General features: G+C 72.4%; 14 protein-coding genes. 8 read left to right on the forward strand and 6 right to left on the reverse strand.

Going from position 1 to position 13,620, the window contains the following annotated elements; all coding sequences use genetic code 11:
* Positions 1-66: 66 nt before the first annotated feature.
* Together IE290_RS12640 and IE290_RS12645 are read right to left on the reverse strand one after the other, a co-directional pair.
* Positions 67-1,116, reverse strand: coding sequence for a hypothetical protein (locus IE290_RS12640; protein WP_191244727.1), 1,050 nt, complete (start codon positions 1,114-1,116; stop codon positions 67-69).
* Entirely contained in the window at positions 1,113-2,312 is a 1,200-nt protein-coding gene (locus IE290_RS12645) for a type VII secretion protein EccE (protein WP_229874442.1), read from the reverse strand. Before IE290_RS12645 ends, IE290_RS12640 begins: the two co-directional genes overlap by 4 nt.
* A gap of 230 nt (positions 2,313-2,542) precedes the next feature.
* Here IE290_RS12645 and IE290_RS12650 point away from each other — a divergent pair, with 230 nt between their 5' ends.
* The 4 genes from IE290_RS12650 to IE290_RS12665 all read left to right on the forward strand — a co-directional run bounded on the left by IE290_RS12650 (position 2,543) and on the right by IE290_RS12665 (position 6,081).
* On the forward strand, positions 2,543-3,463 hold the full coding sequence (locus IE290_RS12650; RefSeq protein ID WP_191244728.1) for a sigma-70 family RNA polymerase sigma factor: 921 nt from the start codon (positions 2,543-2,545) through the stop codon (positions 3,461-3,463).
* A 167-nt stretch (positions 3,464-3,630) separates the two neighbouring features.
* The gene (locus IE290_RS12655; protein WP_191245189.1) at positions 3,631-3,792 is read left to right on the forward strand and encodes a hypothetical protein; all 162 of its coding nucleotides are present in this window, start codon (positions 3,631-3,633) and stop codon (positions 3,790-3,792) included.
* A gap of 88 nt (positions 3,793-3,880) precedes the next feature.
* Positions 3,881-4,756, forward strand: a complete 876-nt coding sequence (locus IE290_RS12660; RefSeq protein ID WP_191244729.1) for a 5-oxoprolinase subunit C family protein — start codon at positions 3,881-3,883, stop codon at positions 4,754-4,756.
* A gap of 893 nt (positions 4,757-5,649) precedes the next feature.
* Positions 5,650-6,081, forward strand: a complete 432-nt coding sequence (locus tag IE290_RS12665) for a C40 family peptidase (protein ID WP_229874443.1) — start codon at positions 5,650-5,652, stop codon at positions 6,079-6,081.
* A 9-nt stretch (positions 6,082-6,090) separates the two neighbouring features.
* Here IE290_RS12665 and IE290_RS12670 read toward each other — a convergent pair whose 3' ends face one another.
* A complete protein-coding gene (locus IE290_RS12670) occupies positions 6,091-6,690 on the reverse strand; it encodes a TetR/AcrR family transcriptional regulator (protein WP_191244731.1) in 600 nt (199 codons plus the stop codon).
* A 42-nt stretch (positions 6,691-6,732) separates the two neighbouring features.
* Here IE290_RS12670 and IE290_RS12675 point away from each other — a divergent pair, with 42 nt between their 5' ends.
* Entirely contained in the window at positions 6,733-7,584 is an 852-nt protein-coding gene (locus tag IE290_RS12675; protein WP_191244732.1) for a Vgb family protein, read from the forward strand.
* 61 nt (positions 7,585-7,645) lie between these two features.
* On the forward strand, positions 7,646-8,131 hold the full coding sequence (locus IE290_RS12680; protein ID WP_191244733.1) for a carboxymuconolactone decarboxylase family protein: 486 nt from the start codon (positions 7,646-7,648) through the stop codon (positions 8,129-8,131).
* Between the two features lie 44 nt (positions 8,132-8,175).
* Here the strand turns inward: IE290_RS12680 and IE290_RS12685 are convergent, their stop codons facing one another.
* The 3 genes from IE290_RS12685 to IE290_RS12695 are packed head-to-tail and all read right to left on the reverse strand — an operon-like array spanning position 8,176 to position 11,183.
* A complete protein-coding gene (locus IE290_RS12685; protein WP_191244734.1) occupies positions 8,176-9,669 on the reverse strand; it encodes a tripartite tricarboxylate transporter permease in 1,494 nt (497 codons plus the stop codon).
* Between the two features lie 3 nt (positions 9,670-9,672).
* A complete protein-coding gene (locus IE290_RS12690) occupies positions 9,673-10,200 on the reverse strand; it encodes a tripartite tricarboxylate transporter TctB family protein (RefSeq protein WP_191244735.1) in 528 nt (175 codons plus the stop codon).
* The gene (locus IE290_RS12695; protein WP_191244736.1) at positions 10,197-11,183 is read right to left on the reverse strand and encodes a Bug family tripartite tricarboxylate transporter substrate binding protein; all 987 of its coding nucleotides are present in this window, start codon (positions 11,181-11,183) and stop codon (positions 10,197-10,199) included. The genes IE290_RS12690 and IE290_RS12695 overlap by 4 nt, the downstream gene beginning before the upstream one ends.
* 140 nt (positions 11,184-11,323) lie before the next feature.
* Between IE290_RS12695 and IE290_RS12700 the strand changes: the two genes are divergently transcribed.
* Positions 11,324-12,883, forward strand: a complete 1,560-nt coding sequence (locus IE290_RS12700; protein ID WP_191244737.1) for a sensor histidine kinase — start codon at positions 11,324-11,326, stop codon at positions 12,881-12,883.
* Positions 12,880-13,557: a response regulator gene (locus IE290_RS12705; RefSeq protein WP_191244738.1), complete on the forward strand. Its 678-nt coding sequence runs from the start codon at positions 12,880-12,882 to the stop codon at positions 13,555-13,557. The genes IE290_RS12700 and IE290_RS12705 overlap by 4 nt, the downstream gene beginning before the upstream one ends.
* The last annotated feature ends 63 nt before the right edge of the window (positions 13,558-13,620 follow it).

Below are 13,620 nucleotides of genomic sequence, written 5' to 3' on the forward strand. Positions count from 1 at the left end.
CCGTAGGCGCCAAGAGGACCGGGCGCGGGAAGACCGGCAGGCGGTTCGGCCTTCCCGCGCCCGGAGTCAGTACCTCCCGGGCCGCCCGAGGCGCGCCCGCTCGGCCGGCGCCGGGTCCACCCACACGTAGTGGTTGGTCTCCCCCGCGAGCACGGCCAGCATGTCGTCCCGCAGCATCTGCAACTGCTGCGACGTCCGCTGGGTCAACCGGAGCGCCGGGGCGAGCAGCGAGGCCTCGTTGGGCGTGAGCCGCTGCATCAGCACCAGGTCCGAGCCCGGCACGGCGCCCACCCGCTCGGGCGTCAGCCGCCGGTGCAGCAGCACCCTCGTCTGCCACGCCTCCGGCTCGCTCTGGGACTGGGGCGCGTCGTGCAGGCACAGCACCGGTGCGTCGGCGCTGGCGGTCACCGCGGGCGGCGAACCCGGCGCCAGCACGGCGACCCGGTCGGTCCGCCCGGTCGCCGACTGTCCCAGCTGGACCCAGTCCGCCGGGTGCTGCGAGAACACCAGCAACCGCGCCCCGGCCCGCAACGCGCGGAAGGCCATCAGCCGCGCCGCCCAGGCGCCGCCGATCAGGCTCACCGACACCGGCTCCGGCCGGAACAACGTCAGCGCCACCGGGAACCCGTTCTGGTCCCGCCCCAGCGGCAGCCCGACCGACGACGCGGACACCTGCAGCAGCTCCAGCGCCGCGTCGGAGGCGTGGTGCGCGCCGATCCGCAGGCGCGGGATCGAGCGGTGCCGTCGCGTCCGCCAGTCGCGGTGCTCGCGCGGTGCGCCGACCGCCGGACCGGCGGGGCCGGGCCCGGGTGGCTGGGGCGGCATCGGCGTCGGCACGCCGATCGCCAGCGCGGGCCGCGCGACCTCGACGGTCGTCGCGGCGGCCGCGGCTTCGGCGGCACCCTGCTGTTGCGCCTGCGCCGGGGCGGGCACGTTGACCACGGCGGGCGCCTGCGGCACAGCCGGGGCGCCGAGCACGGCCTGCCCGGGCGGCATCGGCGCGTGCTGCTGCTGCACCGGCGGCGGTCCGGGCTGGGCCTGCGCCGGCGGCACCGGCCGCGGCATCGCCTGCGCGGGCGGCTGGGGCCGCGACGGCGGGTACTGTCCGGCGTTCATCGTGCACCTCCCCCGCTCGGTGCCGAAGCATACACGGCCGGGCCGTGCTGACCGTCCAAACGGGACATCCGGGCGCCGTTGCGCTCGGCCAGCGTCTTCACCAGGTCGCACACCTGCTGGTACCGCTGCGCCGTCGCGGCGACCCGGACCAGGCAGCGCAGCGTGGTCCCGTCGAAGGACGGCTCGAGCAGCAGCGCGATGCTGACCAGGTCCGCGGGCAGCTCGGCCAGCGCGGCGAGCAGGCCGGTGCCGCGGTCGGGGTCGGGCCACGACTGGATCCAGAAGCATCCGTGCGTCAGGCGCGTGGAGTGCCACGACTCCCAGGCCTCGTGCACGCGCGCCGGGCCGCCGCCGGGGAGCAGGTCGCAGGATCGGGCGAGCGCGTCGACGACCTCGTCCGCGGTCAGCATCCGCGCGTTCAGCCCGCGCCGCCGCAGCACCCGCTCGGCGCGGCGGGTGATCTCGGCCAGCACGGCGGGCACGTCCAGGCGCCCGCCGGGCGAGTCGATCATCGATTCGGCCACGGCCCGGGCGTCCAGCCGCACCGCGACCCACAGGGCGCGGTCGCGGGTCCCGGGCTCGCGGCCGGGCACCGAGTGCGTCACGACCTGCATCACCACACCGGCCTGCTCGGCCTCGGCAGCGGTGCGGGCCAGCGCGGCCAGCGGCACCGGCGGGGTCGCCACGTCCGCACCCCCGGTCACCTCCAGCACGGCGAACCAGCCCGCCTCGTCGCTGCCCATGCCGAGCTTGCCCTCGCCCGGACCGTCGATGTCCTCGACGACCAGGTCCGGCGCCAGCTCGCACAGCGCGGTCAGCCGCGGGTCGTCCCGCTTCTCGCCCGAGGTGCCGCGGCGCGACCGGAAGCCCATCCACAGCATCAGGCTCTCGGTCCACCAGCGGCCCTTCGAGCGGCCGAACATCAGCACGATCACCGCGAGCCCGATCACGCCCGCGGCGATCAGCGCCCACAGTTCCTGCACGCCGACCGCGGCGACGACCACGAGCACGATCTCGAACGCCAGCAGCCGGGCCAGGCTCACCACGCCGAGCCGTCCGCGGCCGCGCACGGGCCGGAACCACGCCTGCCCCCTGGCCTGGGCGCGCAGCTCGGCGGAGCCGCCGCCGCGCGCGTCGAACTGCGCGGCGGCCTGCGGCTGCTGGCCAGTCGTGATCACCTGCGGAGCCCCTTCCACCAGCCAACGATATCGCCGGACCCGGCCATGATCACCGCACGAAAATCCGCGGCGCTCACGGCGGACCCGTAGCCGACCCGCACCGTACCGCACCCGCGTGCGGCCGGGTTTCCCATGACCTGGCCTTTTTCCCTTCGACGCACGCCGCCGCACTGTCGGTTCCGTGCCAGGGCCGTCGGCCACTCTGTTAGGCGTACCAGACTCCCCTGGCTCGTCGGAGGCAACGGCAGGTGACCCCACCGCTCTTCGAGCCGGCCGATCCGGTCCGGGCGTACCTCAACGGCATCAGCCGGGCCGACCTCCTGACCATCGAGGAGGAGGTCACGCTCGCCAAGCGGATCGAGGCCGGGCTCTACGCCCAGCACCTGCTCGCGACCACGCGGGTGCTCGATCCGCAACGGCGCGACGACCTGCGCACGATCGCCGAGGAGGGCCGGGAGGCGAAGAACCGCCTGCTGGAGGCCAACCTGCGGCTGGTGGTGAGCATCGCCAAGCGCTACACCGGGCGTGGTATGTCGCTGCTGGACCTGATCCAGGAGGGCAACCTCGGGCTGATCCGGGCCGTGGAGAAGTACGACTACACGCCCGGGTTCAAGTTCTCCACCTACGCCACGTGGTGGATCCGGCAGGCGATCAGCCGCGCGCTGGCCGACCAGTCCCGCACCATCCGCATCCCGGTGCACCTGGCCGAGCAGGTCAACCGGGTGCTGGCCGCGCGCCGCGAGCTGGCCACGCGGCTGGGCCGGGAGCCGGGGCACGACGACATCGCCGCGGAGCTGAGCTTGACGCCGTTCCAGGTGATCGAGCTGCTCTCCTACAACGAGGAGCCGATCAGCCTGGACCAGACCGTGGGCACGGACGGCAGCAGCGTGCTCGCGGACCTGCTGTGCCACCCGGGGCGGCCCGGCGTGCCCGCGTCGTACCACGTGCTGCGGCGGGAGATCGACGAGCTGCTGTCCACGCTGAAGCCGCGGGAGCAGCAGGTGATCCGGCTGCGCTGCGGTCTGGACGACGGCCGCCAGCGCACGCTCGAGGAGGTCGGCCGCGAGCTGGGCGTGACGCGGGAGCGGATCCGCCAGATCGAGCGGCGCACGCTGGGCAAGCTGCGCGAGGAATCCCGCACCGCGCGGTTGCAGGCCTACGTCTCGTGAGTCCGTTGTGGACTTCCGCAGCACCGCAGTGGTTCCGCCGTACCACGCCCGCTGACCTGCGGATTCGATCTCGGCGGCGGGTCAGGCCGGTGCCGTCGATCCGCCAGCGGGGCCGCGCACACTCGGTGTGGCAAGGACCATCGAGGGGGAAGATGGGCAGGCTGACCATGGCTGAGACGAGCACCCTCTGCCGGACGTGCGGGGACTCGGGCGGCTGGATCCTGGAGACCGACGTCGATCCGGCGACCGGTCTGATCACCTCGCGGGAGGTGCCGTGCCCCCGGTGCCGTCCGGCTTCGCGGAGGCAGGACGACCTCTTCGGTTTTTGACAGTTCGGGCCGATCTGTCACAGATTCCTCTTGCAGGATCGTTCAACAATCAGTACGGTCACGGCACCCGAAACGAATCGGAGTTGTCATGGCCGCCGTGCTCGAGGTCGTCGACAGCGGTCCGTTGTCGACCGTGCAGGACCTGGGCCGGCCCGGGTACGCCGACATCGGCGTGACGGAGTCCGGCGCCGCCGACCGGGCCTCGCTGCGGTTGGCGAACCGCTTGGCGGGCAACGGTGAAGGCGCGGCCGCGATCGAGGTGACATTCGGCGGGTTCGCGGCGCGGGCCACGGCCGAGGTGACGATCGCGGTGACCGGCGCGCCGTGCCCGATCACGATCGACCGGATGGGCGCGCCGATGAACGCGGCGCTGCGGGTGCCGGCCGGGGCGGAGTTCCGGCTGGGCTGGCCGGCGACCGGGTTGCGCAGTTACGTGGCGGTGCGCGGCGGCATCGCGGTCGAGCCGGTGCTGGGTTCTCGGGCGACTGATTTGTTGTCCGGACTGGGCCCCGACCCGTTGCGGCGGGGGATGGTGTTGCCGGTGGGTGCGGCTGTCGCACCGGTGGCGGCGCCGCGCTTCACGCCGGTGGCGGCGCCCCCGTCGGACGAGCTGGCGCTGCGGATACTGCCGGGCCCGCGGGATGACTGGTTCACAGAGTCGGCGTTGCGGACGCTGATGGCGCAGCCGTACGCGGTGACGTCGGAGAGCAACCGCATCGGGATTCGCCTGGAGGGGCCGGTGCTGCCGCGCGCACGGCACGGCGAGCTGGTGAGCGAGGGGATGGTGACCGGGGCGGTGCAGGTGCCGCCGTCCGGGAAGCCGACGCTGTTCCTCGCCGACCATCCGGTGACCGGCGGGTACCCGGTGATCGCGGTGGTGGTGACGGAGGATGTCGACAAGGCAGCCCAGGCGCGGCCCGGGTTGCTGGTGCGCTTCGATCTAGCCGAGCCGGCGCGGGTTTGAGGTTCTCGCTGCCGCGGTGAGCCGGCGGTGGCCCGGTGCGCGAGTGGTCCAGCGGCGCCGCCACGGCCGGCGCCGGATGCGCGAGTGCTCTACGAGAGGCTCGTGATTCCGCACGAGGTGGCCACTCGCGTGCGCGCGAAGGGTCCACTCGCGCGGCGACCGCTGCCCCACTCACGCGGGCACGAATGGCCCACTCGCGCGGGCATGAACGGTCCACTCGCCCGGACACCAAGCGCCCACTCGCGCAGGCACGACCAATCCATTCGCGCGGGCATGAAGGGGCCCACTCGCGCCATCACGAGCGGACCACTCGCGCGGCGCACCAACCGTCCGCTCACGCGCACACGAACGACCCACTCGCGCAGGCACGAAACAGCCCACTCGCGCGGCTGCGAGCGGGCAGCCACACCTACCCACGACCGGGCTCGTGACTGGCCCACGACATGCCCGCTCGCGCGGGCACGAAAGGACACGCTCGCGCGCACACGAACGGCCCACTCGCGCCACCATCGACACTCCACTCGCGCGGGCACGAGCGGACCACTCGCGCGGCCACCAACTGTCCGCTCACGCGGACACGAAGAGCCCACTCGCGCAGGCACGAAACAGCCCACTCGCGCGGCCGCGAGCGGGCCGATCCCCCATGTGAACCCTCCGTGACAAGGCCACTACGTCAAGCAACATGACTAGCCCGATAAAGCGGAACCGCCAACCCCCGCAAGCGGATCGTGTTTTAATTCACCACTTCGGGCGTATATCGTTTCGTGATCGGGCCCCTGGGAAATCGGCTGCTGGTTCTGACTCCGGCCGGTGAGTCAGTTCCGGAAAGAAGAACCGAAATGCCTTCAAGGTCTGAAGGAGGGGTTCATACCGTGCCCACTCGAATACGCAGGATGATCACTTTCCCGATCGCCTGCGCCGTCGCGACCGCTGCCCTTTTGGGGCTCACCGCCCCCGCCGGCGCCACCCAGCTCTCGACCGGTGATCGCATCGTCGAGGCTGCCGCCGCGCAGGCCGGGAGTCCCTACCGCTCGGGCGGCGAGACCCCGGGCGGGTTCGACTGCTCGGGCCTGACCCAGTACGCGCACAAGCAGGTCGGGATCGATCTTCCCCGCACCGCCCGCGACCAGCGGGCCGCCGTGCGCAGCGTGTCCAAATCGGACATGCGGCCCGGTGACCTGGTGTTCTTCACCAGCGGTGGACGCGTCTACCACGTGGGGATCTACGCCGGGAACAACAAGATCTGGGCCGCCCCCGAATCCGGCGACGTGGTCCGCCTCCAGAACATCTGGACCAGCTCCTACACCGTCGGACGGGCCTGGTAACCGAGCCCGCTAACAACCGGTCGGCAAAACCGAACAGGCCGCGTCCCGCGCGGCCTGTTCGGCCATTTCCTCCCGCGGCTGTTCAGCCATCAGGACGAGCCGGTGGTAAAGCGGCGCCGTCGCGGTCACCAGCAACCGATGGGCGTCCACCGCGCCCACGATCTCGCCACGCGCCCGCGCGCGCGAAACAACCACTTCGCACCGCCGGTACCGGTCCCGCCAGAACTCCCGCAACGCCGCCGCGGCGGGCGCGGACCGGAACGACGCCGCGATCAACGCCCGCGTCACCGACGACTCGTCCCGCAACGACGTGAAGACCTCCCGGTTCAGCGCCACCAGGTCCCCGACCAGCGAACCCGTGTCGGCCGGCGCCCAGTCGTCCCCCGCGGCCGCGTCGAACACGTCCGCCAGCAGCCCGCCCACGTCCCGCCACCGCCGGTAGACCGTGGCCCGGTGCACCCCCGACCGCTCCGCCACCGCGTCGATGCTCAGCCCGTCGAACCCCGCCTCGACCAGCAGGGACGTGACGGCGTCGAGCACGCGCGCCCGAGTGCGGGCGGTGCGGCCACCGGGCCGGCGCAAACCGGTTGCGGATGCCGAGTCGGTCATGCCAGCATCTTAGCGCGACAACAGTCGCATTAAGGAGCCAACGTGCAGATCGACGAACAGACCGTCCCGGGCGAGGGCCCCTACGGGATCACGGCCGGACCGGACGGCGCACTGTGGGCCACGCTGGTCCACAGTGGTCACATCGCGCGGATCGCCGACGACACCACACTCTTCGAGCTCGACCCCGGCTGCGGGCCGGCCGTCATCACGCCCGGCCCGGACGGCGCACTGTGGTTCAGCCGCATCCGCGACCACCGCATCGGCCGGATCACCACCGACGGCACGGCGACCTCCTTCGCGCTCCCGCCGGACTGCGGCCCATACGGGATCACCGCCGGCCGGGACGACGCGATGTGGTTCACCGAGATGAACACCGACCGCGTCGGCCGCCTGCACAACGGCGAACTCACCGAATTCCCCGTGGGCGCCGAGAAGTCCTACCCGTCGGCGATCGTCACCGGCCCGGACGGCGCCCTGTGGGTGACGCTCAACCAGGCGGACGCGATCGCGCGCATCACCACCGACGGCGAGGTCACCCGCTTCGCGCTGCCCACCGAGAAAGCCGCGCCGGTCGGCATCACCGCCGACGATCAGGCGATCTGGTTCGTCGAGATCGGCGCCGGCCAGATCGGCCGCCTCACCCCGGACGGCAGGATCACCGAGTTCCCGCTGCCGGACCGCGAAGCCCGCCCGCACGCGATCCTCCCGGACGGGGAAAGCGGTTGCTGGTTCACCGAGTGGGGCGCGAACCGGATCGGGCACATCACCGCCGACGGCGAGTTCGAGCACCACCCGCTGCCCACCCCGGGCTCGGAACCGCACGGGCTGGCCGTCCTGGACGGGACCGTGCACGTGGCTCTCGAAATCGGCAAGGTCGCCCGCCTGCTGCCCTAGCACCTCACATTTCCGCCCGCCACGTCGTCGGACTTTCCACAACCCTCGGGAAAGGAAACCGATGACCACGACCACCCACCGCTCGCGCCTGCCCGACCCCGCCCGCTTCATCCCGGAGGTGGGCGCGATCGGCGCCGCGACGCAGCAGGCCATCCGCACCGGCGTGCTCCCGGACACCACCATCGGCCTGGTGCAGCTGCGCCTCGGGCAGCTCGCCGGCAGCACCTACCACACCCTCCGGCAGACCGGTGAGCTGCGCGAAGCCGGGGAGACCGAGGAGCGCATCACCGCCGTGGCGTCGTGGCGGGACGCGCCGTGCTTCACCGACGCCGAGCGGGTCGCGCTGGAGCTGGCCGAAGCCGTCTTGAGCCCGAACCCCTCCGGCGAGCGCGTCCCCGACGACCTGTTCGCCAGGGTCGCCGCGCACTACGACGAACGCGAGCTCTGGACACTCACCCTGGTGATCGCCCAGCTCTGCTTCTTCATCCCGGTCGCGCTCATCGCCAAGCCGATCCCCGGTGCGCCGCCGGGGCAGAACTACAGCTGACAAAAAGGAGGGCGGCCGCCCCACCGGCGGCCGCCCTCCCCGACTCACACCTCAGCCGGTTCCTTGCGCCGCACCAGTTTGCGCACCAGTGGCCACGCCAGCAGCACCGCCACGAGCACGTACACCGCGATCGCGAGCGGCGAGTTCACCAGCCCGGTCAGGTCGCCGTCGCTGATCTGCAGCGCCCGCCGCATCTGCTGCTCCGCCGCCGGGCCGAGGATGACCCCGATGATCGCCGGCAGCACCGGCAACCCGAAGCGCCGCATGACGAACCCGATCACGCCGATCACGTACAGCAGGATCAGGTCGATCACCGAACCGCTGACCGCGTACGCCCCGACGCTGGCGAAGAACAGGATCCCGGCGTACAGGTACGGCCGCGGGATCCGCAGCAGCTTCGCCCACACCGGCGCCATCGGCAGGTTGATCAGCAGCAACAGCACCAGCCCGATGAACAGGCTCGCGATCAGCGCCCACACCAGCGCGGACTCGCGCTGGAACAGCAGCGGCCCGGGCTGGATGCCGTACTGCTGGAACGCCGCCAGCATCACCGCGGCCACCGCCGTGGTGGGCAGGCCCAGCGTCAGCATGGACACCAGCGTGCCCGCCGCCGACGCGCTCGCCGTCGACTCGGGGCCGGCGACACCTTCGATCGCGCCCTTGCCGAACTCCTCCGGCTTGCGCGACAGGCGCTTCTCGGTCACGTACGACAGGAACGTCGGGATTTCCGCGCCACCGGCCGGGATCGCGCCGAACGGGAACCCGATCACCGGCCCGCGCAGCCACGGCTTCCACGTCCGCCGCAGGTCCGACCGCGACAGCCAGGGCCGCCCCACCGGAATCGCCTCGGACTGGTTGTGCCGCAGGTGCGCGGCGACCCACAGCGACTCGCCGACGGCGAACAGGCCGACCGCGACGATCACCACGTCGATGCCGTCCGACAGGTGCAGCGCGCCGAACGTCAGCCGCGACTGGCCGGTCATCTCGTCGAGCCCGACCAGGCCGATGGTCAGCCCGATCAGCAGCGACGCGTACCCGCGGACCCGGGACTTGCCCAGCACCGAGGTGACCGCGACGAACGACAGCACCATGATCGCGAAGTAGTCCGGCGCCCCGATGTCCACGGCGAGGCCGGCGATCAGCGGCGCGAGCAGCACCAGCGCGATCGTGCCGATGATGCCGCCGGTGAAGTGCCCGATCGCCGCCGCGGCCAGCGCCTGCGGGCCGCGGCCCTTGCGCGCCATGGGATTGCCCTCGATCGCGGTGACCACCGCCGCGCTCTCGCCGGGCGTGTTCAGCAGGATCGACGTCGTCGAGCCGCCGAACATACCGCCGTAGTAGATGCCGGCGAACATGATGAACGCCGCGGTCGGGTCGAGACCGTAGGTCACCGGCAGCAGCAGCGCCACCGCCATCGCCGGGCCGATGCCCGGCAGCACGCCGATCGCGGTGCCCAGCAGGACACCGATCGCGGCGAACATCAGGTGCGACGGGGTCAGCGCGGTGCCGAAGCCCGCCCACAGGTTGGACAGGTCCATGAGCTACAGCACCCCCATCAGCGGGCCGCCGGGCAGCGGAACACCCAGCAGCACCGTGAAGACGAACCAGGTGACCAGGGAGACCCCGGCCGCGATGAGCGGATCCCGCACCAGGTGCCTGCTGCCCAGGGCGTAGGCCGCGCCCCAGAACATGATCGCCGACGACAGCGGGAACCCGAGCGTGTCGATCAGCGCCGCGTTGGCGAGGAACGCGCCCGACAGCAGCAGCACCGTGCGCCAGTCCGCGGGAGCGTCGAGGTCGACGTCCTCCCCCGCCTCGGCCTCGCCGCGGCCGCCGCGCAGCACGTCCCGCGCCAGCAGCAGCGACACGAGCAGCAGCAGTGAGCCGACCAGGATCGGCACCGCCTTCGGCCCGACCGGACCGCGTTGCGTGAAGTCGGTCGGGATGCTCAGCGCGTCGACGAGCACGAGCACGCCGACGGCGAACAGGAAGACGCAGACACCCAGCTCGGAATGCGTGCGCCACCACGACTTCGGCGCGGACGCCGTCTCCTTCTCGATGACGCTCATGCCAGCCCCAGCTCCTTCAGCACCGCGGCCACCCGGTCGTTCTCCGACTTCAGGAACGCGGCGAAGTCGTCACCGGGCTGGAACGCGGGCGTCCACCCGTTGCGCTGCAGGGCGTCCCGCCACTGCGGCGTGTCCTGCAGGCGCGTGAACAACCCGATGAGCCGGTCCCGGTCGCTGTCGGACAGCCCCGGCGGCGCGACGACCCCGCGCCAGTTGGTGAACGAGACGTCCACACCGGACTCCTTCAGCGTGGGCGCGTCGATGCCGGGCACCCGTTGCGGGCTGGTCACCGCGAGCGCCCGCAGCGCGCCGGAGGCGATCTGGTCGCGGGTCTCGCCGATGCCGGAGACGCCGAACCCGACCTTGCCGCCCAGCACGGACGCCATCAGCTCGCCGCCGCCGTCGAACGGGATGTAGTTGACCCGCGACGGCGGGATGCCGGCCGCCTGCGCCATCAGCATCGGCGCCAGGTGGTCCGGCCCGCCGGGGGCCGAGCCGCCGCCGACCGGCACGCTGCCCGGATCGGCCTTCCACGCCTCGACCAGCTCCTGGATCGTCTGGTACGGCGAATCCTTGCTGACCACGACGATGTCGGCCTCTTCGGTCAGCTTCGCGATCGCGGTGGTGTCCTGCAGCGACGACGGGGATTTGTTCGTGTAGGTCGAACCGACCACGCCGAGTCCCATGGACATGGCGAGCTTGCCGTTGCCGCGCTCGTTCACCAGCCGGCCGAGGCCGACCGTGCCGCCCGCACCGGGCAGGTTGAACACTTCGATGTTGCCGTTGAGCCCGGCGTCCTCGATCGCCTTCACGGCCGTGCGGGCCGTGATGTCGTAGCCACCGCCGGGTGAGTTGGGGACCATCATCCGCAGGCCCCGGATCTGGGGCCCGGTCTCCTCGCCGCCCGCCGACACCAGCGGGGGGACGAGGAGGAGCGCCACGGCCGCGCCGAGAACGGCGAGCCAGGCCTTGCGATTCTTCATCAGCGCACCTCGTTGTGGAGCTTCGTTGCCCGGCATCGTGCACCGGGGCCGCGCCGCTGTCACCCGTTAGGCACCTATCGATCGTTGTGGTCATTGTGGTCACGGCACGATCGGGCGGTGCGGATGCGATAGTGAGGGGCGTGGGTGCGCAAGGATCGCTGGCCCGCCAGCTGCTGGGCTGGCAGCTGATCATCGTGTTCGCCCTGCTCGCGTGCGTGTTCGGCTACTCCGCCGTGCAGTCCGACCGCACGTTCACCGACACGCAGGGCCGCAAGCTGCTCGCGGTCGCCGAACAGGTCGCCGCGACCGCCGGGGTCCGGGCCAGCCTGGCCGACCCGATCCGGCGGGACGCGCTGCCGGCGTTCGCGGAGAGCGCGCGCACCCTGTCCGGCGCGGATTCGGTGATCATCGCCGCGCCCGACCGGACCGTGCTCACCTCCCCCGACCCGAACCAGCTCCGGACGCAACTGCCGCTGGGCGCGAGCACCGTGCTGCAGGGCCGCGCCTGGGTCGGCGAGATCTCCGGGCAGCTCGTCGCGCACGTGCCGGTGATCGGCGACGCCGGGCAGATCGTCGGGATCGTCGCGGCCGGCACCGAGACACCCGGCTTCTTCGAGGGGGTCGCCAACTCGCCCGGTGCCGCGCTGACGATGATGGGCATCGCCACGGTCGTCGGGGTCGCCGGGTCGCTGCTGCTCACCTGGCGGGTCAAACGGCAGACCCTGGGCTTGGAGCCGCGCGAGATCACCGCGCTGGCCGAGCACCGGGAAGCGCTGCTGCACGGCATCAAGGAGGGCGTGCTCGGGCTGGACGAGCAGCACCGCGTCACGCTCGTCAACGACCAGGCCCGCGACCTGCTGGCACTGCCCGCGGACTGCGTCGGACGGCCGGTCGCGGAGCTGGGGCTCAACGAGCGGCTCACCGACGTGCTCACCGGCCGGGCGCACGGCGTCGACCAGATCGGTCTGCGGGCCGGGCGGGTGCTGGCGCTCAACCGGATGCCGATCGCGCGCGGCGCCGTGGTGACGCTGCGGGACCGCACCGAGCTCGCCGCGCTGCGCGAGGAGCTGGCGGCGACCTCGCGGGCCACGGACACGCTGCGCGCGCAGGCCCACGAGTTCAGCAACCGCCTGCACACCATCGCCGGGCTCATCGAGCTGGGCGAGTACGACGAGGTGCGGCACTACGTGGACCTGGTCAGCGAGGCCCAGACGAAGTGGCACGAGGAGGTCACCGCGCACATCGCCGACTCGGCGGTCGCGGCGCTGCTGATCGCGAAGGCCAGTCTGGCCGCCGAGCGGGGCGTGGGCCTGCGGCTGGCGCCCGGCACCCGGCTGGGCGATGTGGACGACCAGCTCTCGGCGGACCTGGTGACGGTGGTCGGCAACCTCGTCGACAACGCCCTGGACGCGCTGGCCGGGCGGGACGGCGACTGGATCGAGGTCGAGATCCGGCAGGACGCCGGGGCGGTGTCGGTGGTGGTGCGGGATTCCGGGCCCGGGGTGGCGCCGGAGATCGCGACCGAGGTGTTCACGCACGGGTTCACCACCAAGGCCGCCGAGCACGGCGGGCAGCGCGGGCTCGGGCTGGCGCTGACCCGGCAGACCTGCCTGCGCCGCGGCGGTTCGGTCGCGGTCCACAACGCCGACGGCGCGGTGTTCACCGCCGTGCTGCCGACGCGAGCGGAGGTGCCGCGGTGATGCGGGTCCTGGTGGTGGACGACGACTTCATGGTCGCGAAGGTCCACAGTGGATATGTCGCGCGCGCGCCCGGGTTCACCGTGGCCGGGGTCGCGCACACCGGCGCCGAGGCGCTGCGCGCGGCGCGTGAGCTGCACCCGGACCTGGTGCTGCTGGACATCTACCTGCCCGATGTGGACGGACTGTCGGTGCTGCGGCAGCTGCGGGCCGATCCGCGGACGCAGGACATCGACGTCCTGATCATCACGGCCGCGCGGGACGTGGAGACCGTGCGGGGCGCGCTGCGCGGCGGCGCGCTGCACTACCTGATCAAGCCGTTCTCCTCGTCGGCGTTGCAGGCGCAGCTGGAGGAGTTCGCCACGCTGCGGCGGAAATTGCACCGGCTGGCGCAGCGCAGCACGGCCGGGCAGGAGGACGTGGACGCCGTCTTCGGCGCCCGCACGCCGAAAGCGCTGCCGAAGGGGCTGACCGAGCAGACGGCCGAGCTGGTGCGGCAGGCGCTGCAGGCGCACCCGGACGGGCTGTCGGCCAGTGAGTGCGCGGGCGTGACGGACCTGTCGCGGCCCAGCGCGCGGCGGTACCTGGAGCACTTCGTGGCCGCCGGACGGGCCGAGGTGCGGCTGCGTTACGGCGGGACGGGCCGTCCGGAGCGGCAGTACCACTGGCGTGGCTGAGGCCGGGTGCGCACCCCGCCTGCTCGACCACGCCGCAACCCCGCGACGGGCCGGGGCGGCGAT

The sequence above is a fragment of the Amycolatopsis deserti genome, assembly GCF_014653945.1.
In the GTDB taxonomy this organism is placed as follows: Bacteria; Actinomycetota; Actinomycetes; order Mycobacteriales; family Pseudonocardiaceae; genus Amycolatopsis_E; species Amycolatopsis_E deserti.

Coding starts and splice junctions, on each gene's coding strand:
- IE290_RS12690 (WP_191244735.1), bottom strand. CDS start 10,200: ATGAGCGTCATCGAGAAGGAGACGGCGTCCGCGCCGAAGTCGTGGTGG.
- IE290_RS12665 (WP_229874443.1), top strand. CDS start 5,650: ATGATCACTTTCCCGATCGCCTGCGCCGTCGCGACCGCTGCCCTTTTG.
- IE290_RS12680 (WP_191244733.1), top strand. CDS start 7,646: ATGACCACGACCACCCACCGCTCGCGCCTGCCCGACCCCGCCCGCTTC.
- IE290_RS12670 (WP_191244731.1), bottom strand. CDS start 6,690: ATGACCGACTCGGCATCCGCAACCGGTTTGCGCCGGCCCGGTGGCCGC.
- IE290_RS12640 (WP_191244727.1), bottom strand. CDS start 1,116: ATGAACGCCGGACAGTACCCGCCGTCGCGGCCCCAGCCGCCCGCGCAG.
- IE290_RS12695 (WP_191244736.1), bottom strand. CDS start 11,183: ATGAAGAATCGCAAGGCCTGGCTCGCCGTTCTCGGCGCGGCCGTGGCG.
- IE290_RS12655 (WP_191245189.1), top strand. CDS start 3,631: ATGGCTGAGACGAGCACCCTCTGCCGGACGTGCGGGGACTCGGGCGGC.
- IE290_RS12660 (WP_191244729.1), top strand. CDS start 3,881: ATGGCCGCCGTGCTCGAGGTCGTCGACAGCGGTCCGTTGTCGACCGTG.
- IE290_RS12685 (WP_191244734.1), bottom strand. CDS start 9,669: ATGGACCTGTCCAACCTGTGGGCGGGCTTCGGCACCGCGCTGACCCCG.